The 16,697-nt window shown below is 58.4% G+C and carries 14 protein-coding genes and 1 pseudogene; 7 read left to right on the forward strand and 8 right to left on the reverse strand.

Features of this window, described 5'->3' with window-relative positions; genetic code table 11:
- The first annotated feature begins 23 nt into the window (after positions 1-23).
- Together J9893_RS04260 and rsmF are read left to right on the forward strand one after the other, a co-directional pair.
- Complete coding sequence (locus J9893_RS04260; protein WP_010674752.1) at positions 24-2,576, forward strand: MlaD family protein; 2,553 nt, start codon at positions 24-26, stop codon at positions 2,574-2,576.
- Between the two features lie 129 nt (positions 2,577-2,705).
- Complete coding sequence (gene rsmF, locus J9893_RS04265; RefSeq protein ID WP_029314541.1) at positions 2,706-4,136, forward strand: 16S rRNA (cytosine(1407)-C(5))-methyltransferase RsmF; 1,431 nt, start codon at positions 2,706-2,708, stop codon at positions 4,134-4,136.
- 250 nt (positions 4,137-4,386) lie between these two features.
- Here rsmF and J9893_RS04270 read toward each other — a convergent pair whose 3' ends face one another.
- Positions 4,387-5,964: a PAS domain-containing methyl-accepting chemotaxis protein gene (locus tag J9893_RS04270; RefSeq protein WP_104456125.1), complete on the reverse strand. Its 1,578-nt coding sequence runs from the start codon at positions 5,962-5,964 to the stop codon at positions 4,387-4,389.
- A 321-nt stretch (positions 5,965-6,285) separates the two neighbouring features.
- On the opposite strand from J9893_RS04270, the pseudogene J9893_RS04280 reads away from it, so the two are divergent.
- The 5 genes and pseudogenes from J9893_RS04280 to mphR(A) all read left to right on the forward strand — a co-directional run.
- Positions 6,286-7,536: pseudogene (locus J9893_RS04280) on the forward strand (transposase); the annotation flags it as partial.
- Positions 7,537-7,600: 64 nt separating this feature from the next.
- Positions 7,601-8,305, forward strand: coding sequence for an IS6-like element IS26 family transposase (locus tag J9893_RS04285; protein WP_001067855.1), 705 nt, complete (start codon positions 7,601-7,603; stop codon positions 8,303-8,305).
- A 121-nt stretch (positions 8,306-8,426) separates the two neighbouring features.
- A complete protein-coding gene (locus tag J9893_RS04290) occupies positions 8,427-9,332 on the forward strand; it encodes an Mph(A) family macrolide 2'-phosphotransferase (RefSeq protein ID WP_000219391.1) in 906 nt (301 codons plus the stop codon).
- Complete coding sequence (mrx(A), locus tag J9893_RS04295) at positions 9,329-10,567, forward strand: macrolide resistance MFS transporter Mrx(A) (RefSeq protein ID WP_000004159.1); 1,239 nt, start codon at positions 9,329-9,331, stop codon at positions 10,565-10,567. The genes J9893_RS04290 and mrx(A) overlap by 4 nt, the downstream gene beginning before the upstream one ends.
- The gene (gene mphR(A) / locus J9893_RS04300) at positions 10,567-11,151 is read left to right on the forward strand and encodes a macrolide-binding transcriptional repressor MphR(A) (RefSeq protein WP_001137892.1); all 585 of its coding nucleotides are present in this window, start codon (positions 10,567-10,569) and stop codon (positions 11,149-11,151) included. The genes mrx(A) and mphR(A) overlap by 1 nt, the downstream gene beginning before the upstream one ends.
- Before the next feature lie 492 nt (positions 11,152-11,643).
- On the opposite strand, the gene J9893_RS04305 is transcribed toward mphR(A), so the two are convergent.
- The 7 genes from J9893_RS04305 to J9893_RS04335 form a co-directional block, all read right to left on the reverse strand.
- Positions 11,644-12,408, reverse strand: coding sequence for an IS6-like element IS6100 family transposase (locus tag J9893_RS04305; RefSeq protein WP_001389365.1), 765 nt, complete (start codon positions 12,406-12,408; stop codon positions 11,644-11,646).
- 226 nt (positions 12,409-12,634) lie between these two features.
- Positions 12,635-12,940 (reverse strand): PadR family transcriptional regulator, encoded by a 306-nt coding sequence (locus J9893_RS04310; RefSeq protein ID WP_000130000.1) that lies wholly within the window; start codon positions 12,938-12,940, stop codon positions 12,635-12,637.
- Positions 12,941-12,950: 10 nt separating this feature from the next.
- Complete coding sequence (gene chrA, locus J9893_RS04315) at positions 12,951-14,156, reverse strand: chromate efflux transporter (protein WP_000184001.1); 1,206 nt, start codon at positions 14,154-14,156, stop codon at positions 12,951-12,953.
- A gap of 155 nt (positions 14,157-14,311) precedes the next feature.
- On the reverse strand, positions 14,312-14,515 hold the full coding sequence (locus J9893_RS04320; RefSeq protein WP_000376616.1) for a hypothetical protein: 204 nt from the start codon (positions 14,513-14,515) through the stop codon (positions 14,312-14,314).
- A 127-nt stretch (positions 14,516-14,642) separates the two neighbouring features.
- On the reverse strand, positions 14,643-15,482 hold the full coding sequence (gene sul1 / locus J9893_RS04325) for a sulfonamide-resistant dihydropteroate synthase Sul1 (protein ID WP_000259031.1): 840 nt from the start codon (positions 15,480-15,482) through the stop codon (positions 14,643-14,645).
- Positions 15,476-15,823, reverse strand: coding sequence for a quaternary ammonium compound efflux SMR transporter QacE delta 1 (locus tag J9893_RS04330; protein WP_000679427.1), 348 nt, complete (start codon positions 15,821-15,823; stop codon positions 15,476-15,478). Before J9893_RS04330 ends, sul1 begins: the two co-directional genes overlap by 7 nt.
- Positions 15,824-15,979: 156 nt before the next feature.
- Positions 15,980-16,612 (reverse strand): type B-3 chloramphenicol O-acetyltransferase CatB3, encoded by a 633-nt coding sequence (locus J9893_RS04335; protein WP_000186237.1) that lies wholly within the window; start codon positions 16,610-16,612, stop codon positions 15,980-15,982.
- Between the last annotated feature and the right edge of the window lie 85 nt (positions 16,613-16,697).

The raw sequence follows: 16,697 nt of genomic DNA on the forward strand, positions 1-16,697 counted from the left end.
CACAGCCAATGTAAGGAGTCGGTATGGTCGGGGCTGAGCCCGTCATTGAGAAGCACCGCTGGTTATCACCGGTCTGGTTGCTGCCCTTCATCGCCCTCTTGCTGGCGGGAGGCTTTCTCTACCAGCAGTGGACGAGCAGTGGTCAACTCATTCGCATCAACTTTGCCCAGGGCAACGGTATCTTGCCGGGCAAGACCCAGTTGCGCTATCAGGGGGTCGCCATCGGCGTGGTCCAGGAGCTGGAACTGGCACAGGATGGTCGCAAGATTGCGGTGCTGGCCAAGGTGGACAGCCGTGCCCGCTCCCTCATACGCAAGGGCTCCGACTTCTGGCTGGTGAGTCCGAAGGCGTCACTGACCGAGATCTCCGGCCTGGACACCCTGGTGTCCGGCAACTACATCAACCTGCAACCCGGACGGGAGAACAACCCGCTGGAGGATGAGTTCGATGCCCTGGATGGCCCTCCCCCTGGTTATCAGGCCCAGGGGCGAACCCTGCACCTGACAGCCGATTCTCTGGGGTCGGTGGGCATCGGTGCCAAGATCTATTTCCGCGGGCTGGAGGTGGGCAGTGTCATCAACACCCGTCTTGGGGAAGAGAACCAGAACGTGATCCTGGATCTGGTGATCGAGCCGCGCTTCGAGCACCTCGTCAAGGCGGATACCCGCTTCTGGAACATCAGCGGCATCAAGGGCTCCTTCAGCCTGGCTGGCGTCAGCGTGGAGGCGGGCAGTCTCACCTCCATCCTGAGCGGCGGCATTGCGTTTGACTCCCCCAAGGATTCTCCCGTGGCGCAAAAGGGGGTCAACTTCATCCTCTACAAGGGGCTGGCCGAGGCCGCCCGGGGTGAGCGCATCACCATCCAGGCGGGGACTCTGCCCATCAAGGAAGGGATGCCCATCCTCTATGAGGGCATCGAGATTGGACGCATCGACCCCATTCGCCTCACCGAACAGGGGCGGAGCGTGACGGCCCTCATCAACCCCGAGCAGGCGTTCCGGGTGACCGGCAAGAGTCGTCTGGTGTGGGAGACGGTCTCTCTCTCCCCTGCCGGGATCAAGCATGCGGATCGCCTGCTGGCCGGGCCCGCCATTCGTCTGGACTATGAACCCGGTAAACGGGTCAACACCATGACCCTGGAGAGCCAGGCACAGCGCGGCGGCATCAAGCTGACCCTGCAGGCAGAGGATCTCGCCGGTTTGAGCGAAGGGGCTCCGCTCTGGTTCAAGGGGTTGCAGATAGGTCAGCTCGGGGCACTGACCCTGGATGCCGGCGGCAATGCCAGTGTCGAGTTGCTGGTGAACGAGCGTTATCGCCATCTGCTGCAACGGGCTCGCTTCTATCGCGCCGCCCCCTTGCAGGTGGAGGCGGACCTCAGCGGTATCAAGGTGGAGACCAGCCCGGCCAGTGCCTGGTTGGCGGGGGGCATCAAGCTGGTACAGGCCCCGAAGGGTGACAGGATTGACCGCCTCTACCCCAGCCAGGAGCTGGCCCTGCTTGGGAGCCGCCATGCCAAAGCGGTCAGCTGGACGCTTCGTGCCGCTCAGGCTGATGGGATCGGTGTGGGCTCCCCCGTCCTCTATCTGGGACTGGAAGCGGGCAAGGTCAAGGCGCTGGATGCCGATGATCGCGGGGTGGCCATCACCCTGGAGATCGATGCCATCTATGCTCCTTTGCTCAAGCAGCAACCTCAGTTCTGGAAGAAGGCCGCCATCGACGGCAAGATCCGGCTCGACGGCGTGCAGGTCAAGATGGGGAACCTCGCCACCCTGCTGCGTGGTGCCATCGAATTCGACAAGCTGGGGACAGGTCGCAGCAGTCATCAGCTCTTTGACAGCAAGGAGCAGGCAAGCTCCCAGGTGCGTACCCTCACGCTCACGGCGGATCACAACCCGGGTCTCGGGGTCGGCAGCCCCATCCGCTATCGCGGAGTGGACATCGGCAAGGTGGAGCAGGTGGAACTGGATCCGACCCTGGGCCAGGTAAGCTTCAAGGCCGAGCTGAATGAGCAATATGCCGCGCGCTTCCTGCAATCCGGGGCGCGCTATGCACTGGTGCAGGCCAAGGTCGGGCTGGGAGGCGTTGCCCACCTCGATACCCTGATCAAGGGGGCCTTTGTGGAGGCGACACCGGGCCGAGGGGCTGGCAAGGAGACCTTCCCCTTGAGCCAGAGTGGCCCCGCCGGTCTTGCCCTGACCCTCAAGAGCCCCTCCGTCGATGGCATCAGCGTGGGCAGCCCCCTGCTGTTTCGCAAGATGGTGGTGGGCAGCGTCACCGGCGTGACCCTGGCCCGGGATGGCAGCGAGGTGCTGATCGATGTGAATGTGGATGGACAGTACGCCCATCTGATACGCGCCAACAGCCGGTTCTGGAATGTCTCCGGGGTCAAGGCCGATATCGGGCTGACCGGTGGCACCATCGAGGTCGAAACGGTGCAAAGCCTGCTGGCGGGCGGGATTGCCTTCAATACGCCGGAGCGGGAGATGGGCGCGACCGTCAAGGCGGGCCATCGTTATCCGCTTCATGCCAAGGCAGAGAAAGAGTGGCTGGAGTGGAGTCCCCGCATCTTGCCCTGAGTTATTCCCCTGCTCGTCAAAAACCGGCCTTGTGCCGGTTTTTTTATGGCCTCATGGACTCTCCCATCAAGAAGGGCGGCGCACTGTGGTAAGATGTCGCCCCTCATTTTGGGTCAGCGAGATTGCGCCGTGCACGACAACACCTACCTCCCCGATCACTTCCTGCGTCACATTGCGGAGTTCATGCCATCCCATCTCTCCATGGAGGCATTCGTGGCGAGTTGCCGGCAGCCGCTGCGGCGCAGCATCCGGGTCAACACCCTCAAGATCACGGTATCCGAGTTTGTCGCCCGCATGGCGCCGCTTGGCTGGCAGCTGGATCCCGTGCCCTGGTGTGAAACCGGCTTCTGGCTCACCCGCAGTGATGAGAGCGTCCCCCTTGGCAACACGGCCGAGCATCTGTGCGGCCTCTTCTATATTCAGGAAGCGAGCTCCATGTTGCCGGTGACGGCGCTCTTTGCCAGTGAGCAAACCAGAGGGGATGGCATGTTGCTGGACGCGGCCGCCGCCCCTGGCTCCAAGACTACCCAGATCGCGGCGCTGATGGAGAACCGCGGCATGCTGATCGCCAACGAGTTTTCCAGCAGCAGGCTGAAAGTGCTGAGCGCCAATATCCAGCGCTGCGGTGTGACCAACGTCGGCATGACCCATTTCGATGCCAAGGTCTTTGGCCAATGGCTGCCTGAAACCTTCGACGCCATCCTGCTCGACGCCCCCTGCTCCGGCGAGGGGACGGTGCGAAAAGATGAAGACGCGCTGCGCAACTGGAGTCTCGAGAGCATCGACGAGATTGCCGCGGTGCAGCGTGGCCTGCTGGAGAGCGCTTTTCACGCCCTCAAACCCGGCGGCGTACTGGTCTACTCCACCTGCACCCTGAGCCTGCAAGAGAATCAGGCCGTCTGTCAGTCGTTGCAGGAGAAGTTCGGTGATGCCTTCAGCTTTGACTCGTTGGCCGATCTCTTTCCGGGAGCGGAGAAAGCCTGTACACCGGAGGGATACTTGCACGTTTGGCCCCAGATCTTCGACAGTGAAGGATTTTTCGTCGCCCGGTTGCGCAAGCATCACTCCGTGCCCAACACCATGTTCAAACCGGGCAAGCTCGGCAAGTTCCCCTTCTCGCCGCTGCCAGAGAAAGAGGCTGGCCCCATGCTGCGGGAGATTGAAGGGAATTTTGGCATCGTGCCCCATGGCCAACTGTTTGGCCGCAATGACGAGATCTGGCTCTTCCCTCACGCCTTCGAGCAGGTACAGGGGAAGCTGCGCTTCGATCGCATCGGCATCAAGCTGGCTGAGACCTTCAAGAAGGGATATCGATTGACCCATGAATGGGCTCTGGCTTACGGCCATGAGGCGAGTAAGGGATGCGTCGAGCTGGATGCCTCCAATGCCCGTGAATTCATGATGGGACGAGATGTCTGGCCAGAGCAGGATGCCGGGACTGGGGAAGTGATCGTTCGTTACCAGGGGCACCCGCTCGGCATGGGGAAATGGGTGGGGAGTCGCATCAAGAATGCCCTGCCCCGGGAGCTGGTACGGGATAACAACCTGTTCAATGCGTGAGAGTGGGGTCGCTCGAGCAAAAATAGCGCCTGTTCGAGTCTGAAAAACCCCCACTCTGGTTGGGGGAACCGCAGAATTCGGAAAAAATCGTACGCTAAGCTAACGGTGTTCTCGTGACAGCTCTTTGACTAGGCTTTCTAAGGCCATTCTGATAGCCCTGACTTCCTGAAAAGCCATGGCTAAAATTTGTGCGGCTAAAAGGGATAACCGATGGTAAAGTAAGTTATCCCTGTCGAGATACTGAAAAGCGTTATCCTCGTTTTTCCCAAAACTGTTTTGCCAGTTCGCTCAGAGCGCTAGTTAACTGAGCGACAGATTTCGCACTTTGCAAATTATTCTGCCCGGTCTGTACATTGGTATCAGCAGCATCGCGTATATTGATAATACTGCGGTTTATGTCTTCACTTACTGCTCCCTGCTGCTCGACCGCAGTCGCTATTTGCGCGTTCATGTCGGTAATTTCGTTAACGCGTTGGCCAATTCCATCAAGAGCTGTAGCTGCTTCCTCTGCGTGAGCTACACTCGTGTGCGCTTGCCGACTACTTTGCTCCATGACTGTAACAGCGGATTGCGCTCGCTCTTGTAGAGCGCTGATCATGCTTTGAATATCCGTTGTCGATTGCTGTGTGCGAGCAGCAAGACTGCGAACCTCATCGGCGACAACAGCAAAACCACGCCCCTGCTCACCAGCACGCGCGGCCTCAATTGCTGCGTTGAGTGCCAACAAATTCGTTTGCTCGGCGATCCCTCGTATAACGTCAAGAACTTTTGATATCTCGTTACTTTGACCTTCAAGCTCATGAATAACCTGAGCGGCTTGCCTAATTTCACCTTCAAGGGCAGTGATTGACTGGCTTGTGTGGGCTACCAGACGCTGGCCAGATGCCGTCTCAGTGTCTGCTCTTCCGGCCGCATCTGCAGCATGCTGTGCATTGCTCGCAACCTCTTGAATGCTTGCCACCATTTGGTTTACTGCCGTTGCTATTTGATCTGTCTCTGCCTGCTGCTCAACTGTAAGTACATTGCTTGACTCAATATCCTTTAGTAGGCCTCGGGTGTGTTCGCTAAGCCGATTTGATGCATCACCTATGCGACCTACTATGGCGCCTGTTTCAGCTTGCATCATTCGTAAAGCAAACTCTATTTGGCCAAACTCATCGGTGCGCCCAGTGTAGAGGGATTGACTTAATGGGTTATTGGAAATATTCCTGGCTCTTTCAACCAGTCTTCCAAGAGGAGAGAGAATAGCCAAAACACTAACAGAGCTTAAGCTTCCTGACATTAAAGTGGCTAACAATAAGCTGCTTATTGATGTATCAGTAAGCATGCCGGCAGCCATTGCGCTTGATATAATACTACCCCATATGAGCAAGAGTATTTTCACGGAAAAGCTAGCAGCCAATTTCGGCCTCGCGGCCTTCCCGCTTCTCAATTGAGCATATAATTTTTCCGCAGCCAAAACCTGCTCAGGTTCAGGCTTGGTCCTTACAGACTGGTATTCAACAATCGAACCATTCTTAGCTATTGGCGTTACATAAGCACTTACCCAATAGTGGTCGCCATTTTTACAGCGATTTTTTACTAGCCCCATCCATGAGCGGCCAGATTTTAATGTACTCCACATATGCTCAAATGCAGCAGGCGGCATATCTGGGTGTCTTACGATGTTGTGAGGCTGGCCTAATAGTTCTTCCTCAGTGAAACCACTGATTTTAATGAAGTCAGGATTAACGTACGTGATATGGCTTTGAGGGGAGGTAGTCGAAAGAATATTGGCATCTTTTGGGAGTTCTAAGTTTCGACCCGTCACTGGTAAATTCTGGCGCATAAGAACCTCAAGGGTTGGCTGTTTTATTTTATTGTTTTCGGCATTAAGCCCAATTTCTTGAGCGTTACGATAAAGCTAGCATGGAAACGATAGGTGCAAGCAAGTTAAGGGTTGCATCGCGCATGTCAATCTAGGCTATACCCTAACTTGATGTCAGGCAGGGCCGCGCCGCTTCGTCAGTGTCATTTTCAGAAGACGACTGCACCAGTTGATTGGGCGTAATGGCTGTTGTGCAGCCAGCTCCTGACAGTTCAATATCAGAAGTGATCTGCACCAATCTCGACTATGCTCAATACTCGTGTGCACCAAAGCGAGGTGAGCATGGCGACGGACACCCCACGGATTCCAGAACAAGGCGTGGCCACTCTGCCTGATGAGGCTTGGGAGCGTGCGCGCCGTCGTGCGGAGATCATCAGTCCGTTGGCGCAGTCGGAGACGGTCGGGCACGAAGCGGCCGATATGGCGGCTCAGGCGCTGGGCTTGTCTCGGCGCCAGGTATACGTTCTGATCCGGCGTGCCCGGCAAGGCAGCGGCCTCGTGACGGATCTGGTGCCCGGCCAGTCCGGTGGAGGTAAAGGTAAGGGGCGCTTGCCGGAACCGGTCGAGCGCGTCATCCACGAGCTACTGCAAAAGCGGTTCCTGACCAAGCAGAAGCGCAGCCTAGCGGCCTTTCACCGCGAAGTCACTCAGGTGTGCAAGGCTCAAAAACTGCGAGTGCCGGCGCGCAATACCGTGGCCTTACGGATCGCTAGCCTTGACCCGCGCAAGGTCATCCGCCGGCGGGAAGGCCAGGATGCCGCTCGTGACCTACAAGGTGTGGGCGGCGAGCCTCCTGCCGTGACCGCGCCGCTGGAGCAGGTGCAGATAGACCATACGGTCATCGACCTGATCGTGGTCGATGACCGCGACCGGCAACCTATTGGCCGCCCGTACCTGACCCTCGCCATCGACGTGTTCACCCGCTGCGTGCTCGGCATGGTCGTCACGCTGGAAGCGCCGTCTGCCGTTTCGGTTGGCCTGTGCCTCGTGCATGTCGCCTGCGACAAGCGCCCTTGGCTGGAAGGACTGAACGTGGAAATGGATTGGCAGATGAGCGGCAAGCCCTTGCTGCTCTACCTAGACAACGCGGCCGAGTTCAAGAGCGAGGCCCTGCGCCGGGGTTGCGAGCAGCATGGCATCCGGCTGGACTATCGCCCGCTGGGACAGCCGCACTATGGCGGCATCGTGGAACGGATCATCGGCACGGCGATGCAGATGATTCACGACGAACTGCCGGGAACGACCTTCTCCAACCCTGACCAGCGCGGCGACTACGATTCCGAAAACAAGGCCGCCCTGACGCTGCGCGAGCTAGAGCGCTGGCTCACATTGGCGGTCGGCACCTACCACGGTTCGGTGCACAACGGCCTGCTCCAACCGCCGGCCGCGCGCTGGGCCGAGGCCGTGGCGCGTGTCGGCGTACCGGCCGTCGTCACACGCGCTACTTCGTTCCTGGTCGATTTTCTGCCGATCCTCCGGCGCACGCTGACCCGCACCGGCTTTGTCATCGACCACATCCACTACTACGCCGATGGGCACTGTTGCAAATAGTCGGTGGTGATAAACTTATCATCCCCTTTTGCTGATGGAGCTGCACATGAACCCATTCAAAGGCCGGCATTTTCAGCGTGACATCATTCTGTGGGCCGTACGCTGGTACTGCAAATACGGCATCAGTTACCGTGAGCTGCAGGAGATGCTGGCTGAACGCGGAGTGAATGTCGATCACTCCACGATTTACCGCTGGGTTCAGCGTTATGCGCCTGAAATGGAAAAACGGCTGCGCTGGTACTGGCGTAACCCTTCCGATCTTTGCCCGTGGCACATGGATGAAACCTACGTGAAGGTCAATGGCCGCTGGGCGTATCTGTACCGGGCCGTCGACAGCCGGGGCCGCACTGTCGATTTTTATCTCTCCTCCCGTCGTAACAGCAAAGCTGCATACCGGTTTCTGGGTAAAATCCTCAACAACGTGAAGAAGTGGCAGATCCCGCGATTCATCAACACGGATAAAGCGCCCGCCTATGGTCGCGCGCTTGCTCTGCTCAAACGCGAAGGCCGGTGCCCGTCTGACGTTGAACACCGACAGATTAAGTACCGGAACAACGTGATTGAATGCGATCATGGCAAACTGAAACGGATAATCGGCGCCACGCTGGGATTTAAATCCATGAAGACGGCTTACGCCACCATCAAAGGTATTGAGGTGATGCGTGCACTACGCAAAGGCCAGGCCTCAGCATTTTATTATGGTGATCCCCTGGGCGAAATGCGCCTGGTAAGCAGAGTTTTTGAAATGTAAGGCCTTTGAATAAGACAAAAGGCTGCCTCATCGCTAACTTTGCAACAGTGCCGGATTGAATATAACCGACGTGACTGTTACATTTAGGTGGCTAAACCCGTCAAGCCCTCAGGAGTGAATCATGACCGTAGTCACGACCGCCGATACCTCCCAACTGTACGCACTTGCAGCCCGACATGGGCTCAAGCTCCATGGCCCGCTGACTGTCAATGAGCTTGGGCTCGACTATAGGATCGTGATCGCCACCGTCGACGATGGACGTCGGTGGGTGCTGCGCATCCCGCGCCGAGCCGAGGTAAGCGCGAAGGTCGAACCAGAGGCGCGGGTGCTGGCAATGCTCAAGAATCGCCTGCCGTTCGCGGTGCCGGACTGGCGCGTGGCCAACGCCGAGCTCGTTGCCTATCCCATGCTCGAAGACTCGACTGCGATGGTCATCCAGCCTGGTTCGTCCACGCCCGACTGGGTCGTGCCGCAGGACTCGGAGGTCTTCGCGGAGAGCTTCGCGACCGCGCTCGCCGCCCTGCATGCCGTCCCCATTTCCGCCGCCGTGGATGCGGGGATGCTCATCCGTACACCGACGCAGGCCCGTCAGAAGGTGGCCGACGACGTTGACCGCGTCCGACGCGAGTTCGTGGTGAACGACAAGCGCCTCCACCGGTGGCAGCGCTGGCTCGACGACGATTCGTCGTGGCCAGATTTCTCCGTGGTGGTGCATGGCGATCTCTACGTGGGCCATGTGCTCATCGACAACACGGAGCGCGTCAGCGGGATGATCGACTGGAGCGAGGCCCGCGTTGATGACCCTGCCATCGACATGGCCGCGCACCTTATGGTCTTTGGTGAAGAGGGGCTCGCGAAGCTCCTCCTCACGTATGAAGCGGCCGGTGGCCGGGTGTGGCCGCGGCTCGCCCACCACATCGCGGAGCGCCTTGCGTTCGGGGCGGTCACCTACGCACTCTTCGCCCTCGACTCGGGTAACGAAGAGTACCTCGCTGCGGCGAAGGCGCAGCTCGCCGCAGCGGAATGAGCGAACGTCGATATAGCCCGCTCGCGACGCTGTTCGCGGCGACCTTTCTCTTCCGGATCGGCAACGCGGTGGCGGCCCTCGCGCTTCCATGGTTCGTCCTGTCTCATACAAAGAGCGCGGCCTGGGCGGGCGCCACGGCCGCTAGCAGCGTCATCGCGACCATCATCGGCGCGTGGGTTGGTGGTGGCCTCGTCGATCGGTTCGGGCGCGCGCCCGTCGCATTGATCTCGGGTGTGGTGGGCGGCGTGGCCATGGCGAGCATCCCACTGCTCGATGCCGTTGGCGCCCTCTCGAACACTGGGCTGATCGCTTGCGTGGTGCTCGGTGCCGCGTTCGACGCACCCGGTATGGCCGCGCAGGACAGTGAGCTGCCCAAACTCGGCCACGTCGCCGGGCTCTCCGTTGAGCGCGTCTCGTCACTGAAAGCGGTGATCGGGAACGTCGCGATTCTAGGTGGCCCGGCCCTTGGGGGGGCCGCAATCGGCCTGCTTGGCGCTGCGCCAACGCTCGGGCTGACGGCGTTCTGCTCCGTCCTTGCAGGTCTGCTCGGCGCGTGGGTGCTTCCCGCGCGTGCCGCTCGGACGATGACCACGACGGCGACTCTCTCCATGCGCGCCGGCGTCGCTTTTCTCTGGAGCGAACCCCTGCTGCGCCCTCTCTTTGGTATAGTGATGATCTTCGTGGGCATCGTTGGCGCCAACGGCAGCGTCATCATGCCTGCGCTGTTTGTAGATGCAGGACGCCAAGTAGCAGAGCTCGGGCTGTTCTCCTCAATGATGGGGGCTGGTGGTCTCCTTGGCATTGCCATTCATGCGTCGGTCGGCGCCCGGATATCAGCGCAGAACTGGCTGGCGGTGGCATTTTGTGGCTCTGCGGTGGGCTCGCTTCTGCTTTCACAGTTGCCAGGCGTGCCGGTGCTGATGTTGTTGGGCGCGCTCGTGGGACTGCTGACCGGCTCAGTCTCTCCCATTCTCAACGCTGCCATCTACAACCGCACGCCGCCAGAACTTCTCGGCCGGGTACTCGGCACGGTCTCGGCGGTGATGCTGTCAGCCTCGCCCATGGTTATGCTTGCGGCCGGCGCGTTTGTCGACCTTGCTGGTCCGCTCCCTGGCCTCGTTGTATCGGCCGTGTTTGCGGGGCTCGTGGCTCTACTCTCGCTCCGTCTTCAATTTGCTACAATGGCGGCGGCAGCCACAGCCTCCGCCCCAACCCATACAGAAGGTGAACACTGATGCCCCGCCCCAAGCTCAAGTCCGATGACGAGGTACTCGAGGCCGCCACCGTAGTGCTGAAGCGTTGCGGTCCCATAGAGTTCACGCTCAGCGGAGTAGCAAAGGAGGTGGGGCTCTCCCGCGCAGCGTTAATCCAGCGCTTCACCAACCGCGATACGCTGCTGGTGAGGATGATGGAGCGCGGCGTCGAGCAGGTGCGGCATTACCTGAATGCGATACCGATAGGCGCAGGGCCGCAAGGGCTCTGGGAATTTTTGCAGGTGCTCGTTCGGAGCATGAACACTCGCAACGACTTCTCGGTGAACTATCTCATCTCCTGGTACGAGCTCCAGGTGCCGGAGCTACGCACGCTTGCGATCCAGCGGAACCGCGCGGTGGTGGAGGGGATCCGCAAGCGACTGCCCCCAGGTGCTCCTGCGGCAGCTGAGTTGCTCCTGCACTCGGTCATCGCTGGCGCGACGATGCAGTGGGCCGTCGATCCGGATGGTGAGCTAGCTGATCATGTGCTGGCTCAGATCGCTGCCATCCTGTGTTTAATGTTTCCCGAACACGACGATTTCCAACTCCTCCAGGCACATGCGTAAACGGAGGTGTGCAGAGTCCCTGCGGCAGGCGACGAACACGACCGTCGTCGATTAGTACCGGTACGGTCGGTGGTATCGAAGTCTTGATCACCACTCAGGTCTACGGCTTACAAATGGTGACCATCCCGATACTTGCGTCAGAGCACCGGGCCGATTCTTTGACAGTGAATCACTCCCGTAAGGTTGTGCCGGTGTGGGTGTCCCGGGTCGAGACGATACTCCGCCAATGCGCCCAGCAAACAACCTGGCCATCGCAGGTGGTGGGGAGCGGTGTGGCGGATGAGTTGGACAAGTTGGTGTAGCAGCACGAGCACGGCGAGATAACATCGCAGGAGTTCGACATGCTCAAGAGACAGCTGATTGCGAATCGCGATGCAGATTCATAACCCGATTGCGGGTTGGCTTCACTCCACCATCACCGAGCAGACTAGCACGGCGGGCTCTGTTGCAAAGATTGGCGGCAGTCAGAGGTAGGCTGTCGCTCTGCGCCGATCAGGCGGCTGCTGCGAAATGGTGGTTGAGCATGCCCATGGCCTCCGTCAGCGCCGAGGGCCCAATGCCAAAAGCTCTCTCCACAAGGCGCACCTCGCCCCTGATGCCGGGCTGCAGGCACCAGGGGCGAGCCTGTCCTTTGCGCAGGGCTCGCATGACTTCGAATCCCTTGATCGTGGCATAGGCCGTGGGGATCGATTTGAAACCGCGCACCGGCTTGATCAGTATCTTGAGCTTTCCGTGATCGGCCTCGATCACGTTATTGAGATACTTCACCTGCCGGTGGGCCGTCTCCCGGTCCAGCTTTCCTTCGCGCTTCAATTCGGTGATCGCTGCACCATAGCTCGGCGCTTTGTCGGTATTGAGCGTGGCAGGCTTTTCCCAGTGCTTCAGGCCTCGCAGGGCCTTGCCCAGGAACCGCTTCGCTGCCTTGGCGCTGCGGGTCGGCGACAGGTAGAAATCGATCGTGTCGCCCCGCTTGTCGACTGCCCGGTACAGGTAGGTCCACTTGCCCCGCACCTTGACGTAGGTTTCATCCAGGCGCCAGCTCGGATCAAAGCCACGCCGCCAGAACCAGCGCAGCCGCTTCTCCATCTCCGGGGCGTAGCACTGGACCCAGCGATAGATCGTCGTATGGTCGACCGAAATGCCGCGTTCCGCCAGCATTTCCTCAAGGTCGCGATAGCTGATCGGATAGCGACAATACCAGCGCACCGCCCACAGGATCACATCACCCTGGAAATGGCGCCACTTGAAATCCGTCATCGTTCCGTCCGTCCAATCTCCGCCAAGCATGCTCAAGCTTCACGATTTTTGCAACAGAGCCCACACGAGTATTGAGCATAGTCGAGATTGGTGCAGATCACTTCTGATATTGAACTGTCAGGAGCTGGCTGCACAACAGCCATTACGCCCAATCAACTGGTGCAGTCGTCTTCTGAAAATGACAATCCAGTTAGGGTATAGCTCAACCTGACATAGAAGCAAAAACTCAACCACCTTCTACCAACTCTCCGAACAGCTCCTTGACCTTTGTTTTCGCATCAGCAAGTGCAGTTCTGCCTTGTTCAGTGATGTCATAAACACGCCGTTCACGTCGCCCGGTGCGTTCGTGGCGTGAGGTCAGATAGCCTTTTTTTTCCAGGCCGTGCAGCATCGGGTACACGGTGCCAGCGCTCATCTCGTAGCCGTGTCGGCGTAGCTCTTCGATGATCCCCAGCCCAAAGACAGGTTCCTCGGCTGCATGGTGAAGGATGTGCAGGCGGATCAAACCGCCGTAGAGGTCTTTGTCAGTCATTTTTTGTGCCTCACAGAGCGACGCTCAACAGCCACCCAGCTGCACCGCTACCGAGGACAACCAGCCACGGCGGGAGCTTCCAGAACATAAGTGCGACAAGGGCAACTAATGCCAAGCCGAAGTCTTGCGGCTGAAAGATGGCGCTAGTCCATACAGGCTGATACAGCGCGGCCAGCAGCAAGCCGACTACAGCGGCATTGATCCCGGCCAGCGCAGCTTGGATGCCTGTATTGCGGCGCAAACGCTCCCAAAATGGCATTGATCCGACGACCAGCAAGAACGAGGGCGCGAAGATAGCCAGCAGACACACAATGCCGCCGATCCAGCCCGACGGGGCGGTGTTCATCGAGGCACCAAGAAACGCGGCGAACGTGAACAAAGGGCCGGGCACCGCTTGAGCTGCCCCGTACCCCGCGAGAAAGGATTCATTGTTGACCCAGCCGGAGGGCACCACTTCGGCTTGCAGTAATGGCAGCACAACGTGACCACCGCCGAACACCAGTGATCCGACACGATAGAAGGAATCCACCATTGCCATGGTTTGACTTGGCATCAGTTCGGCCAACACCGGCAGGCCAATCAGCAAGACAAAGAACAGCGAGAGCCAAAGCACGCCGGCCCGGTGACTGACCGTGATAGGTAGGGGGTCATGCTCAACAACTTTCGCTGGCTTGAACAATAACCGGCCTGCGATGCCTGCGATAGCAATCACGCCAACCTGTCCCCACGCGGACGGCACAAGTAAAACGACGCAGGTAGCAATTGCCATGATGGTGACTCGCAGCCCATCCGTGCATAGGTTACGCGCCATGCCCCATACTGCTTGAGCGACCACGGCCACAGCCACCACTTTTAAGCCATGCAACGCGCCCTGCGAGACGTAATCGCCATAGCTGGAGATGCCGAGCGCAAAAAGGATCAAGGCTATGGCAGACGGCAGCGTGAAGCCAGCCCAAGCAGCCAGCGCCCCGCTGTATCCAGCCCGAGACAGTCCTACCGCTATGCCGACCTGGCTGCTTGCAGGCCCTGGCAAGAACTGACAAAGCGCGACCAAGTCAGCATAGCTCCGTTCGGAGAGCCAGCGCCGCCGTGTGACAAATTCGGCGCGGAAGTAGCCCAAGTGCGCAATGGGGCCGCCAAAAGATGTCAATCCAAGCCGCAGAAAAATAAGAAAGACCGACCATGGTCTGCTGTCATCGGTAGGGTTATTCGTCATACTTTCGCCTTCATGATCTGCAACGAGTTGATCAATAATAAGCGAAATTCGATAACGAAATTCGATATAAATCTAGAAAAAAATACCTCTATGTGTACTACGCAGTTTTAGCTGTGGCTTTCACAGGAGCACGCTTACTTACGGCTTAGCGTGCTTTATTTTCCGTTTTCTGAGGCGATCCCTAGGAGCTCGGATCTCAGGACGAAGGTCTCCGCGAATGTCCGGTCGATCCGCGCGACGTCCCAGGCGGGCGTTCCCTTGGCGGACATCCACGCCGCAGCGTCGTGCATCAGCCGCACAACCTCGTCGATATCACCCGAGCAGGCGACCCGAACGTTCGGAGGCTCCTCGCTGTCCATTCGCTCCCCTGGCGCGGTATGAACCGCCGCCTCATAGTGCAGTTTGATCCTGACGAGCCCAGCATGTCTGCGCCCACCTTCGCGGAACCTGACCAGGGTCCGCTAGCGGGCGGCCGGAAGGTGAATGCTAGGCATGATCTAACCCTCGGTCTCTGGCGTCGCGACTGCGAAATTTCGCGAGGGTTTCCGAGAAGGTGATTGCGCTTCGCAGATCTCCAGGCGCGTGGGTGCGGACGTAGTCAGCGCCATTGCCGATCGCGTGAAGTTCCGCCGCAAGGCTCGCTGGACCCAGATCCTTTACAGGAAGGCCAACGGTGGCGCCCAAGAAGGATTTCCGCGACACCGAGACCAATAGCGGAAGCCCCAACGCCGACTTCAGCTTTTGAAGGTTCGACAGCACGTGCAGCGATGTTTCCGGTGCGGGGCTCAAGAAAAATCCCATCCCCGGATCGAGGATGAGCCGGTCGGCAGCGACCCCGCTCCGTCGCAAGGCGGAAACCCGCGCCTCGAAGAACCGCACAATCTCGTCGAGCGCGTCTTCGGGTCGAAGGTGACCGGTGCGGGTGGCGATGCCATCCCGCTGCGCTGAGTGCATAACCACCAGCCTGCAGTCCGCCTCAGCAATATCGGGATAGAGCGCAGGGTCAGGAAATCCTTGGATATCGTTCAGGTAGCCCACGCCGCGCTTGAGCGCATAGCGCTGGGTTTCCGGTTGGAAGCTGTCGATTGAAACACGGTGCATCTGATCGGACAGGGCGTCTAAGAGCGGCGCAATACGTCTGATCTCATCGGCCGGCGATACAGGCCTCGCGTCCGGATGGCTGGCGGCCGGTCCGACATCCACGACGTCTGATCCGACTCGCAGCATTTCGATCGCCGCGGTGACAGCGCCGGCGGGGTCTAGCCGCCGGCTCTCATCGAAGAAGGAGTCCTCGGTGAGATTCAGAATGCCGAACACCGTCACCATGGCGTCGGCCTCCGCAGCGACTTCCACGATGGGGATCGGGCGAGCAAAAAGGCAGCAATTATGAGCCCCATACCTACAAAGCCCCACGCATCAAGCTTTTGCCCATGAAGCAACCAGGCAATGGCTGTAATTATGACGACGCCGAGTCCCGACCAGACTGCATAAGCAACACCGACAGGGATGGATTTCAGAACCAGAGAAAGAAAATAAAATGCGATGCCATAACCGATTATGACAACGGCGGAAGGGGCAAGCTTAGTAAAGCCCTCGCTAGATTTTAATGCGGATGTTGCGATTACTTCGCCAACTATTGCGATAACAAGAAAAAGCCAGCCTTTCATGATATATCTCCCAATTTGTGTAGGGCTTATTATGCACGCTTAAAAATAATAAAAGCAGACTTGACCTGATAGTTTGGCTGTGAGCAATTATGTGCTTAGTGCATCTAACGCCTGAAATAAGCCGTGCCGCGAAGCGGCATCGGCTTGATTGAATTGTTAGACGGCAAACTCGAGCCAATACTTGTGCAGGCCAACAATATTAGACGAGCACAGCATGGGCATTGCCGCTTTGATCTTCTCCAGTGACCAATTCCACCACTCCATCTCCAGAAGCAATGAAATTTCCTCATCGGTGAAGCGTTTCTTAATCTTCTTAGCGGGATTGCCGCCAACGATAGCGTAAGGCTCCACATCTTTTGTCACCAACGAGCGGCTGCCTATCACCGCACCGTGCCCGATCTTGATTCCGGGCATGACCATTGCCTCAGAGCCGATCCAAACGTCATTGCCAATGACAGTATTACCTGCTTTTTGGAAGGCATCGAGTGCGCTTGAGAATGCAGGTTCTTCCTGCATATAAAAGAACGGGAAAGATGATGCCCAGTCGTACCGATGCCCCTGATTGCCAGCCATGATAAAGGAAGCCCCACTCCCGATAGAGCAGAAACTACCGATGATCAACTTATCAACGTCATCACGGTCCGGAAACAGATACCGTGCGCAGTCATCGAATGAGTGCCCATGATAGTAGCCAGAGTAATAGCTGTACCGCCCAACTTTGATATTGGGGTTCTTCACTTGCTCAGAAAGCAGCTTGCCTTTGAAGGGGCTATCAAAGTAGTTGGTCATAAGAGATCCCGCGGTCTGTGACTTTGCCGTCTAACGTTTGAAATAAGGGGCGCCGAGCGCCAGCGAGGGGAGCCAAAAGCTTGCT

This window comes from Aeromonas sp. MaB10011B (genome assembly GCF_017939325.1).
In the GTDB taxonomy this organism is placed as follows: Bacteria; Pseudomonadota; Gammaproteobacteria; order Enterobacterales; family Aeromonadaceae; genus Aeromonas; species Aeromonas caviae.